The 12,555-nt window shown below is 37.1% G+C and carries 8 protein-coding genes and 1 pseudogene; 5 read left to right on the plus strand and 4 right to left on the minus strand.

Translation table 11 applies throughout. From position 1 onward, the window contains the following. Nucleotides 1-6 precede the first annotated feature (6 nt). Both ACFOUY_RS16590 and rhaT read right to left on the minus strand, forming a co-directional pair. Nucleotides 7-2,127: a bifunctional aldolase/short-chain dehydrogenase gene (locus tag ACFOUY_RS16590; protein WP_378962312.1), complete on the minus strand. Its 2,121-nt coding sequence runs from the start codon at nucleotides 2,125-2,127 to the stop codon at nucleotides 7-9. Nucleotides 2,128-2,155: 28 nt separating this feature from the next. Beyond that, on the minus strand, nucleotides 2,156-3,247 hold the full coding sequence (gene rhaT / locus ACFOUY_RS16595; RefSeq protein WP_378962314.1) for an L-rhamnose/proton symporter RhaT: 1,092 nt from the start codon (nucleotides 3,245-3,247) through the stop codon (nucleotides 2,156-2,158). A gap of 117 nt (nucleotides 3,248-3,364) precedes the next feature. On the opposite strand from rhaT, the gene ACFOUY_RS16600 reads away from it, so the two are divergent. The 5 genes from ACFOUY_RS16600 to ACFOUY_RS16620 all read left to right on the plus strand — a co-directional run bounded on the left by ACFOUY_RS16600 (nucleotide 3,365) and on the right by ACFOUY_RS16620 (nucleotide 10,577). Further along, nucleotides 3,365-4,396 (plus strand): GntR family transcriptional regulator, encoded by a 1,032-nt coding sequence (locus ACFOUY_RS16600; protein ID WP_378962316.1) that lies wholly within the window; start codon nucleotides 3,365-3,367, stop codon nucleotides 4,394-4,396. Between the two features lie 238 nt (nucleotides 4,397-4,634). Further along, the gene (locus ACFOUY_RS16605) at nucleotides 4,635-6,335 is read left to right on the plus strand and encodes a ribulokinase (RefSeq protein ID WP_378962318.1); all 1,701 of its coding nucleotides are present in this window, start codon (nucleotides 4,635-4,637) and stop codon (nucleotides 6,333-6,335) included. Further along, on the plus strand, nucleotides 6,332-7,033 hold the full coding sequence (locus ACFOUY_RS16610; protein WP_378962320.1) for an L-ribulose-5-phosphate 4-epimerase: 702 nt from the start codon (nucleotides 6,332-6,334) through the stop codon (nucleotides 7,031-7,033). The genes ACFOUY_RS16605 and ACFOUY_RS16610 overlap by 4 nt, the downstream gene beginning before the upstream one ends. 325 nt (nucleotides 7,034-7,358) lie before the next feature. After that, on the plus strand, nucleotides 7,359-8,849 hold the full coding sequence (gene araA / locus ACFOUY_RS16615) for an L-arabinose isomerase (protein ID WP_378962322.1): 1,491 nt from the start codon (nucleotides 7,359-7,361) through the stop codon (nucleotides 8,847-8,849). A 27-nt stretch (nucleotides 8,850-8,876) separates the two neighbouring features. Then, a complete protein-coding gene (locus ACFOUY_RS16620) occupies nucleotides 8,877-10,577 on the plus strand; it encodes a sodium:solute symporter family transporter (RefSeq protein ID WP_378962324.1) in 1,701 nt (566 codons plus the stop codon). A gap of 239 nt (nucleotides 10,578-10,816) precedes the next feature. Here the strand turns inward: ACFOUY_RS16620 and ACFOUY_RS16625 are convergent, their stop codons facing one another. Together ACFOUY_RS16625 and ACFOUY_RS16630 are read right to left on the minus strand one after the other, a co-directional pair. Beyond that, complete coding sequence (locus ACFOUY_RS16625) at nucleotides 10,817-11,836, minus strand: zinc-binding alcohol dehydrogenase family protein (protein ID WP_378962326.1); 1,020 nt, start codon at nucleotides 11,834-11,836, stop codon at nucleotides 10,817-10,819. A gap of 96 nt (nucleotides 11,837-11,932) precedes the next feature. Beyond that, a pseudogene (locus ACFOUY_RS16630) lies at nucleotides 11,933-12,457 on the minus strand (SDR family oxidoreductase); the annotation flags it as partial. Nucleotides 12,458-12,555: the final 98 nt, after the last annotated feature.

Here is a 12,555-nt window from a genome sequence, read left to right on the forward strand (position 1 = left end):
AAAATTTTATCTTGCAAATGCCATTGCAACCCCGCCATCTACATTTAACATATTTCCTGTCGATTTACTTAGCAAGCCGCCAACAAAAGCAAAACATGCATTCGCAATATCATCAGGTAAAATAATTTGATTTAATAAAGTACGTTTTGCATAATATGCAGGCAATTCCGCAACTGTAATGCCATAGGCTTTTGCTCTACCTTCGGCCCATCCACCAGCCCAAATGTTACTATCGCTAATAACGGCATCTGGATTTACAACATTTACACGAATATTATCAGCACCCAATTCCGCTGCATTTAATCTGCTCAAATGAAGTTGAGCAGCTTTTGCACTCCCATAACCAGCGTTATTTGGTCCGCTTACTAATGCATTCTTGCTTACAATATTAATGATATCGCCACCAATATTTTGCTTTTGCATCGTATTTGTTGCAGCCTGAGTGATAAAAAACTGACCTTTAACCAAAACATCGTATAACAAATCCCAGTCTTTCTCGGTATGGTCGCCAATTGTTTTTGAAATTGATAAACCTGCGTTATTCACAATAATATCAACACCACCAAAAGCCAATGCAGCAGCATCAAAAGCGCCATTAATGTCTTCCTGACTGGTTACATCTAAAATTGCAGTGCTGTAAGAATCTTTGCCAAACTGTGCTTTAAATTCTTCCCCGGCTGCTTCTAAACGTTCTGCGTTCATATCATTTAAGATTACAACGCCACCTTCGGCAACAAACTTTTTAGCAATTGCTTTCCCAATTCCACCAGCACTACCCGTAATTAATGCAATTTTACCAGTTAAAGGTTTTGGTTTTGGCATACGTTGCAATTTTGCTTCTTCCAACAACCAATATTCGATATTAAAAGCTTCCTGATGTGGCAATGAAGTGTATTCAGAAACTGCTTCAGCACCTTTCATTACGTTAATTGCATTGATATAGAATTCTGCTGCAACCCTCGCCGTTTGTTTATCCTTAGAAAAAGTAAACATTCCAATACCTGGATATAAAATTACAACAGGATTTGTATCGCGAATTGCCGGACTATTCGAATGTTTACAGGTTTCATAATATTCTGTATACATTTTACGATAAGCCTCGAAAGCAGGTTCTAAAGTTTCTTTTAATGCTTTTATGTCCGATAAATCGGCATCAGCCGCTAGAGTTAAAACCAACGGGCTAATTTTTGTTCTCAAAAAGTGATCAGGACAGCTTGTTCCCATTGGCGCAAGGCGAGCCAAATCATTTGAGTTTATAAATTCTAAAACACGAGCATCATCAGTAAAATGACCAATCATGTGTTGTTTTGAAGAACATAAGCCACGTAAAACAGGCGCTAAAGTTGCAGCTTGTTTTTTACGTTTATCAGCTTCTGCACTTGCTAATTTTTGTCCGCCGAAAACTGGTCCCTTTTTTCCATAGTTTTCTTCAAGATATGCTGAGCAAATCTCAATTACATCTAAAGTATTAACATAACTTTCGTAAGCGGTATTTCCCCAGGTAAATAAACCGTGAGAGCCTAACATTATACCACGAATACCTGGATTTTCATCCAAACATTTCTTTAGCGTTAATCCCAATTCGAAACCTGGTTTTTTCCATTCTACCCAACCAATTGTACCACCAAATAACTCTTCAGTTATCTTTTTACCATCTTTAGCAGCTGCAATTGCAATAGCGGCATCAGGATGTAAATGATCGATATGTGCGAATGGTAAAAATCCGTGTAATGGCGTATCAATTGATGGCGCTTTAGAGCTTAAATCGAAAATACAGTGATTAAATAATTCAACCATTTCATCTTCATGCTCTACACCACGGTAAATATTTTTCAAGCTACGCAATCTGTCTACATAAAGAGCGGCTAATCCGCTTTTCTTCAATGTACCTAAATCGCCTCCGGAACCTTTAACCCACATAACTTCAGTTTCTGAACCTGTAAGTGGGTCTTTTTCTAATACCTTGCATGATGTATTTCCACCACCGTAATTGGTTAAACGTAAATCGGCACCTAATAAATTAGAACGATAAATTAACAATGCAACTTCATCGCCAGCTAATTTTGCAGCCTCTTCTTCATCCCATAAGTAGCTTACGTACTTATAATTTGTTTCTTTAATAGACATCTATATTAATATTTTACTTTTTTAAAATTTATTTAATTGAATTGCCATATCCAACGATAAGAACAGATACGATTATGGTTAAAATACCGGTTAAAATGGTGTACATTGTTTTTTTAGATACGCCTTTCCACTCTTTTAAAATTAAGCCCCAAACATTTGCAATTAAGATAATGAAGGCCATGTGCAAAATCCACGAACTTGCGCCATTACCCATTTTACTTTCGCCCATACCATAAAAGAAAAACTGAAGAAACCAGGTTGTACCTGCAAGTGCAGAAAATATGTAGTTTTTTAATAACGGTGTGCTCTTGTTTGTATAATCACCAAAGGTTTTGTTGCGAGCATTAAGTATCATACACCAGATAAAGTTGGTTGATAAACCGCCCCAAAGTACAATTACATAGGTAACATTATTAGAGAATAGAAAATTTCCAGCTTCTGATGGATTTGCTGCTTTCCAAATTGCATTTGCAGCATCAGCCATTGGTTTTCCGGCTTCTATACCGAAGTTAAAGCAAGCACTTAATACACCAGATACGATGCCAACAAATAAACCTAAACCAAATTTAAATTCGGTTTTTACTTCCATTCCATGTGGGTCAGTAACATCGGCTTTGATTTCCTTTTCTTTCATCATTCCAGCTTTTCCACAGATTACGATACCTAATACACAGACCAGTAGCCCCAGCAAAACCATTCTACCCCAATCGGTATGAATAAACATGCTAAAAGTATCTTTGCCCGCTTGTGGGAAAAAATCGAAATAAATAGAAGGTAAAATAGAGCCTAAAACCATGCAAAGTCCAAGGATAATGCTGCTTCCAAGTGATACACCCAGATAACGAACACCTAAACCATAAGTTAAACCGCCAATACCCCAAAGCACACCGAAGAAATAGGTAAGCATTAAGATTTTGCCATCTGTACCTGAAATAATATCGGTAAAGTTTGGTATGGTTAAAAACGCAGCCAACGGAGGAACGATTAACCAAGAAAATACGCCACCAACAATCCAGTAGCTTTCCCAAGCCCAACCTTTAACCTTTTTATAAGGGATGTAGAAACTTCCGGAGGCAAAACCACCGATGAAATGAAATATTACGCCTAAAATTGCTTGCATTATTACTGGTTTTATATTTGGTTTTCGAAAGTATCAATTGATTCAAACTTAACTGTTATGTACTGTCATGCTAATAAGAAATGTGTTTACTATATTTGAGAAATTTAAGTTCTAAAAGTGAAATCTGAAGATTTAATAAGCCACATAACTATTGACGAATATTCTGCAACGCCAAAATATAAGCAGCTTGTTAACGCAATTCTATATGCTATAGAAACCGGAAAGATTAAAAAAGGTAACATGCTGCCCTCTATTAATGAACTTAGTTTTGTTTTAGAAATATCGAGAGATACAGCTGAGAAAGGTTACCGCAGATTAAGAAGGCTAAATGTTATCGAATCAATCCCAGGCAAAGGCTATTTTGTAACCAACACCGATTTTTCTCGGAAACTAAAAATATGTTTGCTGTTCAACAAACTTAGTACGCATAAAAAAATTATTTACGATTCATTTACAAAAGCTATTGGCGAGCAAGCTGCAATTGACCTGTACATTTACAACAACGATTTTTCACTTTTCAAAAACCTGCTGAATAGCAAAAAAGACGACTATACACATTATGTAATCATTCCACATTTTAATGAAGGTGATGAAAAAGCACATGATATAATTAATGCTATCCCAAGAGAGAAGTTAGTCATTTTAGATAAACTCTTACCAGGAATATCTGGCGATTATGCCGCTGTTTACGAGAATTTTGCTCAAGATATCTACAGTGCACTTGAGCAAGCCCTTACCCCACTTTCTAAATACAATACCTTAAAAATTATTTTCCCAAAAACCAGTTATTTTCCAAAGGAAATATTAGATGGTTTTTATCGTTTCTGCCAGCAATATGCCTTTAATCATAAGGTTGTAGATAATATTATTGTAGAAGAGATTAGCAAAGGCGAAGTTTACATTAGCCTAATGGAAGATGATTTAGTTACACTAATAGAAAGGCTGCTCATGCTCGAAATGAAAGTTGGAACAGATGTTGGCGTAATCTCTTACAATGAAATACCTTTAAAGCGAATTATTTTAGACGGTATAACCACAATTTCTACAGATTTTGCAATGCTGGGTACAGAAGCTGCAAATTGTATTTTAAATAATATAGTTGAAAAGGTTCATGTGCCTTTCTATTTAAATCTGAGAAAATCACTTTAGAATTTTTAAATAACAACTTACACTAATCTGCAATTTTTTTCCTTTTTAATATGCGTTGAATTCATGTTCCATATTAAATTATTGCGACTAGCATTCGACTGAAAAAGTCTCCCAAAAAAATCAATAGCTATCTATAAATAACACCCTTAACTATTGTTGAAAAGAATAAACGTTAAAAACACGATAAAAATTTTTTAATTCAAATAAATAAACGTTAATTAGACATTTATTTATTGTTATGAGCACAGCAAACTATGTAATTGGTGTAGATTACGGGACGGATTCTGTTCGGTCCGTTTTAGTAGATACCGCAAATGGAAAGGAAATTTCAGCTTCTGTTTTTCTTTACCCCCGATGGCAGAAAGGTTTATACTGTAAACCATCCCTTAACCAATTCAGACAACATCCTTTAGATTATGTAGAAGGTTTAACCCACACCATAAAAGACTGCATAGCTAAAGCAGGCGGAGATTCAATCGCACCTTTTATCAAAGGAATTTCAGTTGATACTACAGGTTCTAGTCCTGTTGCTGTTGATGAAACTGGCACACCACTTGCATTAAATGCAGATTTTGCTGAAAATCCGAATGCAATGTTTGTACTATGGAAAGACCATACGGCCGTAAAAGAAGCTGCAGAAATTAACAAGCATGCAGAAAAATTTGAAGTTAATTACCTAAAATATGTTGGCGGAATATATTCATCAGAATGGTTTTGGTCTAAACTACTTCACATATTAAGAGTTGATGTAAAGGTTAGAAAAAATACCGTTTCTTGGGTAGAACATTGCGATTGGATTCCTTTCTTACTTTCGGGTAAAACCGATGTTAAAGAAATGAAACGCAGTCGTTGCGCTGCCGGACACAAGGCTTTATGGGCAGAGGAATTTGATGGATTACCTCCGGAAGAATTTTTCAAAACGCTGGATCCATTACTAACTGGATATAGAGATTTATTATTTAAAGATACTTACACATCTGATGTTTCTGCCGGAAACCTAAGTGCAGAATGGGCAGAAAAACTTGGTCTTAGCACTGATGTAGTTATTGGTGTTGGCGCTTTCGATGCACACATGGGTGCTGTTGGTGGCCAGATTGAACCCTATTTCTTAAGTAAAGTTATGGGCACAAGTACCTGCGATATTTTAGTTGCACCAAATAAGGATATGGAAGGTAAACTGATTAATGGCATCTGCGGACAAGTAGATGGCTCAGTAATTCCGGGAATGGCAGGCTTAGAAGCTGGTCAATCTGCTTTTGGAGATGCTTACGCATGGTTTAAAAAATTAATAAGCTGGCCACTTGATAGTTTATTATCAGAATCTACACTAATTGATGAAGCAACAGCAATTGCTTTGAGAGAAGAGTTAGAGCATAAAATTATTGCCAATCTAAGTAAACAAGCTTCGGAGTTACCAGACGATGACTACCCAGAATTAGCCGTTGATTGGCTTAATGGCAGAAGAACTCCAGATGCAAATCAGGAATTAAAAGGTGCAATTACAGGCTTAGGATTAGGTACAGATGCACCTAGATTTTTCAGAGCTATAGCTGCTTCAACATGTTTTGGAGCAAAAGCAATTGTAGATAGATTTAAAGAACAGGGTGTTCCTGTTAAAGGTATAATCGGAATTGGTGGTGTGGCTAAAAAATCGGCTTATATAATGCAAATGATGGCAGATGTTTTAGAAATGCCGATTCGCATTCACCGTTTTGAACACACATGCGCTTTAGGTGCAGCCATGTTTGCAGCCGTTGTTGCAGGTATTTACCCTGATGTGGAAACTGCAATGAAAGCTATGGGAACTGGTTTCGAAAAAGAATACAAACCGAATATTAAGAAACAAAAACTTTATCGTCAGCATTACCAGCAATATTTAAGCTTGGGCAGATATTTAGAAAAGTTTAATAAAAAAGATGTAAAACCTTATTTATCATGAGCAACTATCTGGATATAAAAGAACAGGCTTATGCCGCAAATATGCAATTGCCAAAGTTAGGATTAGTGCTTTTCACTTTTGGTAATGTTAGTGCTGCTGATAGACAAAAAGGTGTTTTTGCAATTAAACCTAGTGGTGTTCCTTATGATGAACTAACGGTTGATAGCATGGTGATTGTAGATTTTGAGGGTAATACTGTTGAAGGAAATTTACGTCCATCATCTGACACAAAAACACACGCTATACTTTACAAACACTGGGAAGAAATTGGTGGAATTGTACATACGCATTCTACTTACGGAACGGCTTGGGCGCAGGCTCAAAGAGCTATTCCAATTTTTGGCACTACCCATGGCGACCATTTAACGGTTGATATTCCTTGTGCACCGCCAATGGATGATGAAATGATTAAAGGAAATTATGAGTATGAAACCGGTTTTCAAATAATGAATCATTTCGAAAGTCTTGGTTTGAGCCATACAGAAGTTGAAATGATTTTAGTTGGTAACCACGCTCCTTTTACTTGGGGAAAAACTGCTGATAAAGCGGTTTACAATAGTGCTGTACTAGAGGCTGTTGCGCAAATGGCTTTGTTAACCGAGCAGATTAATGCAAATGCACCACGATTAAAGGATTCATTAATTAAAAAGCATTATGAGCGAAAACATGGCGCTGATGCTTATTATGGACAGAAATAGTTTTATAACAACTTATGGCTGTGAAGAGATAGCGGTCTGTGAGGACACAGATCATGGCGTATAAAGTACAAACATTTTAACTCCTCGGTATGTGTCCTCACAGAACGAAATGATTAAATGGAATAATGGTCTGTGAGGACGCAGACCATGGATTAGATTACAAAAACAGAAAGGTTTACATAAGTAAAATAAACCTGACTGGAGTGAGCACGAATCCCGATTTTTTCGGGAGAGTAAAACGGAAAGCAGGACTATCGAAACCGATAAAATACCGAAGCCTGCTTTCAAATAATAAAAAAAGATTCTAACTAAAAATATAAGAGCAATGATTGATTTAAAAAAATTACAGGTTTGGTTTATAACTGGTACGCAAGATTTATATGGCGAAGAAACCTTAAAACAAGTTGCAATACATGCAGAACAGGTTGCTAAATCGTTAAATAGCAACCGAAAAATTTCAGTTTCGGTTGTTTTTAAACCAATTGTAAAAAATACCGATGAGATTTTTGAAACTTTACAAAGTGCCAATACCGATGAAAACTGTATTGGTGTTGTAACCTGGATGCATACTTTCTCTCCTGCCAAAATGTGGATTAGAGGTTTAAATATTTTACAAAAACCATTGCTTCACTTGCACACGCAATTCAATCGCGACATTCCTTGGAACACTATCGATATGGATTTCATGAACCTAAACCAAAGTGCGCATGGCGACAGGGAATTTGGATTCATTGTTTCGCGTATGCGTAAAGATAGAAAAGTGGTTGTTGGCCATTGGGAAGATGAAGAAGTTTCTTCTCAAATTGATACCTGGTGTAGAGCTGCAGCTGGGTGGCATGATTGGCAAGGTGCAAAATTTGCTCGTTTTGGTGATAATATGCGCTATGTTGCCGTAACAGATGGTGATAAAGTTGAGGCTGAAATGAAATTTGGTTTCTCCGTAAATACTTATGGAATTGGCGATTTAGTAGCTGTAATTAATGCGGTGAGCGAGGATTCTATTAAAACTTTGGTAAAAGAATACGAAGAAACGTATGAAATGGCAGATGATTTAAAAACTGGTGGTGCAAGACATTCATCGGTTTATGAAGCAGCAAAAATTGAGTTGGGATTAAGAAAATTCTTAGAAGACGGAAACTTCAAAGGTTTCTCTGATACTTTTGAAGATTTACATGGCATGATTCAGTTGCCAGGAATTGCAGCACAACGCTTAATGGCCGATGGTTACGGTTTCGCGGGTGAAGGCGACTGGAAAACCGCAGCTTTGGTGCGTGCTTGTAAAGTTATGGGTTCGGGCTTAGCTGGCGGAAATGCTTTTATGGAAGATTATACTTATCATTTCGATCCGGCAAATTCTATGGTTTTAGGTTCGCACATGTTAGAGGTTGATGCTTCTTTAGCAAAAGGGAAAGCAAGTTTAGAAGTCCATCCGTTAGGTATTGGCGGCAAAGCAGATCCTGCTCGTTTAGTTTTTAATGTTGCTGGTGGCGATGCATTAAATGCATCTTTAATCGATATGGGTAATCGTTTCCGTTTGTTGGTTAACGAAGTTAAAGCGGTAGAAGCAGAACATGATTTACCAAATTTACCAGTTGCCCGTGTACTTTGGAAACCACTTCCTGATATGAAAACCGGATGTGCAGCATGGATTTATGCAGGTGGCGCACACCACACGGCCTACAGTCAGAATTTAACAACCGAACATTTATCCGATTTTGCAAATATTGCAGGTTTGGAGTATGTTAACATCGGCGCTGAAACAAAAATTAATCAATTCAGAAATGAACTACACTGGAATGAAGTTTTCTATAAATAATCACTATAACCAAATTAAAACCAAATTATGAATAGTTTTTCTACGGTAGATTACGCCGTTTTTATCTTTTACTTTATCCTAATTTCTGCTTACGGATTTTGGATTTACAGTAAAAAGAAAAATAAAGGTACATCAGGAAGTCACGACTTCTTTCTTGCCGAAGGCTCTTTAACCTGGTGGGCAATTGGCGCATCGCTTATCGCATCGAACATTTCTGCCGAGCAATTTATTGGCATGAGTGGTCAGGGTTTCCAGGTGGGTATGGCTGTTGCAGCCTATGAATGGGTAGCAGCTATTGCCTTAATTATTGTTGCTGTTTGGTTTATCCCGGTTTACCTGAAGAATAAAATCTTTACCATGCCTCAGTTTTTACAAACGAGGTACAATGAAACGGTAAGTTTAATAATGGCTATTTTCTGGTTGTTCTTATACATTTTCGTTAATCTAACCTCGATTCTTTATCTGGGTTCAATTGCTATTAGTAGCATGATAGACCCTGCGTATTTTAAATACATAGTTATCGGCTTAGCTGCATTTTCGTTAGTTATTACTCTTGGGGGGATGAAAGTAATTGGTTTTACCGACGTGATTCAGGTTATCGTATTAATTGCTGGCGGTTTAGTTACAACTTACATCGCTTTAACTATGGTGAGTGACCACTTTGGCTTAGGTAAAGACGCCATTGCTGGTTTTAAAATGCTAATGAAAGATTCGCCAGACCATTTTAAAATGATTTTAGATAAGCCGAATGCTAATTCATCTCAAGAGTATATTAACAAATACTTGGCTTTACCAGGTATCGCGATGTATTTTGCAGGCCAATGGATTGTGAATTTGAACTATTGGGGTTGCAACCAATACATTACACAAAGAGCGCTTGGTGCTGATTTAAAAACAGCAAGAACAGGTATTTTATTTGCAGGTTTCTTAAAACTAGGTATGCCAATTATTGTGATGTTACCTGGTATCGCTGCCTATGTTTTGCACAGAAATGGTGCTCTGCAACATGAAATGGCTCCAGATGGTAAAGTAATCGCAGATAATGCTTATTCGGCGGTATTAACATTTTTGCCTAACGGATTAAAGGGTTTATCGTTAGCCGCATTAACAGCAGCAATTGTAGCATCTTTGGCAGGTAAAGCAAATAGTATTTCTACAATTTGGACATTAGATATCTACAAAAAATACATTAATAAAAACGCAGACGATAAAAAATTAGTTGTTGTAGGTCGCTTAAGTATTTTAGTAGCAATTGTAATGTCGGTAATTTTAACCTGGGATGATTTACTGGGCATTGGTGGTGAGGGCGGATTTACCTTTATCCAGAAATATACTGGTTTTATCAGTCCAGGCGTATTTGCAATGTTCCTTTTGGGGATGTTTTGGAAACGTACAACAGGCACCGCAGCAATTGCAGGTTTAGTAACCGGATTTTTGCTTTCAGTCGTTTTCAATAATTATGCACCAATTTGGTTTGGTCACGAGAACTTCTTATACACAGCATACTTAAACAAGGATGGTATTTATGAAATTCCATTCTTAATATGTATGGGTTTATCATTCTTATTTACCATGATAGTAATGGTTGGACTAAGTTTATTAGGACCTAAAGTAAACCCTAAGGCATTCGAGTTAGATAAATCGATGTTTAAAGTTGCGCCATCTACACTAGTATTGATTGTAGTAACATTACTTTTAATTACACTTATTTATGTGAAATTCTGGTAAAGCAGATTCATTACAAAAACGAAAAAGGGCAATTTTCTTCAAGAGAATTGCCCTTTTTCAGTTATAACATATGATTAGCATTTGGGCGTTTTAACACGCTGTCCGCTATATGCCCGATGAAAAATCGGGCGATGCCGCTCCCATCGTTAACGCACCCAAAGTATAAAAACCTATCGTTTTAAAAGTAGATTATAGCATTAAGATTCCCAACTACGCAAGAATGACGATAGCTAAAAACACTAGTCTTCCATCCTTACCATCGCCTTAATCACCCCATTTTTCGGGTCTAACCAGCTTTCGAAATTAGCTGCAACTTCATCAAATTTAACTTGATGGGTAATATAAGTTGTCGGTTTTACCAAACCTGCTTTCATAGATCTTATAACATGTTCAAAATCTTCGATATTGGCATTTCTGCTGCTCATTAGTGTCGACTCTCTTTTATGAAACTCAGGGTGATTGAAAATCAAATCGCCTTTTTGTAAGCCAATAAGCACAAACCTTGCACCATGTGCCATATAATTAATTGCGTTGTTAATGGCTTTTTGATTTCCCGTAGCGTCTATTACAACTGTCGGCATATCGCCATTGGTAATTTTGCTCAGTTGTTCTATAACATCTGAAGAAAGCGCATTAATAGTATGCGCCACCCCAAGTTTTTCTTTACAAAAAGCTAAGCGATCATCATTAATATCTAAAGCAATTACATTTCCACCAGCAATACGGGCAAATTCCATGGTACCTAAACCAATCGGACCAGCACCAATTACCAATACAAATTCTCCTTGCTGAATATCTGCTCTTCGAACGCCGTGGGCACCGATAGCCAAGGGTTCAACTAATGCTAGTTCATCGTAACTCAACCCTTCGCCATGCAAAAGTGTTCTTGATGGAACTTGCAAATATTCTCTCATTCCACCATCTACATGAACGCCACAAACCTGCATTTTTACACAGCAGTTTGGCTTATTCATGCGGCAGACAATACATTCCCCGCAGTTGAAATACGGGATAAAGGTTACCGCTTCTCCTATTTTAAAACCATCGGCTCCATCCGCCTCTGTCAATTCGCCAGAAAGCTCATGACCTAAAACACGAGGATAATTGAAGAATGGTTGCGTTCCCTCGAAAGCATGCAAATCGGTTCCGCAGATTCCAATTCGTTTAATTTTTATAATGGCATGGTCTTTTTTAAGTTCAGGTTTTTCAGTTTCTGAATATTCAAAAGTTCCAGGGGTCGTACAGGTTAAGGTTTTCATTTATTGGATAATTGTAATATTGATTAATTGCTAAATTGTTCTTTTAATAGCAAAGTTCTAAAAACTATGAACTGAAAATTGCTAACTGTAAACTGATTAAGCATTCGCTAAAGCTCTATCTAAATGAACATAACCTCCATCAACATGAATAATTTGCCCAGTGGTATGGCTTGATTTAACCGACATTAAAAAGGCTGACATGTTTGCAATCTCTTCGGCAGTTGTCATTCTGTTTTCTAAAGGAATTTTAGCAGTAATTTCATCTAGTTTAGCTTGCGCATCTGGCAAAGTTTCAATCCAGGTCTCGTAAGCTGGCGTCCAACATTCGGCAACCACAACCGCGTTTACACGAATTCCATATTTCAATAATTCCACAGCCCATTCGCGTGTTAAAGCATTTCTTGCACCATTTGCTGCAGCGTAAGCAGACGTATTTCCTTGTCCGGTTTCAGCGGTTTTGGAAGTGATATTTACGATTGCTCCTTTGCTTTTGATTAACTCCGGCAAGGCGTGATGCGCCATCAAATAGTAGTGAACTACATTTTTATGCAATGAGGCCATAAAATCTTCGTAGTTACCGCTTTCTAAACCAACACCATCATTTCCTCCGGCATTATTTAGTCGAGCCTTAAAAAGCCCATTTTAGATTAAATATTTTTTGAATTTGAATTTTTGAACTATTTATCACCGCAAGCAATTTATTGGTCATCAATATTAGG

It is taken from the genome of Pedobacter jamesrossensis (assembly GCF_042650905.1).
GTDB classification, from domain to species: Bacteria; Bacteroidota; Bacteroidia; order Sphingobacteriales; family Sphingobacteriaceae; genus Pedobacter; species Pedobacter jamesrossensis.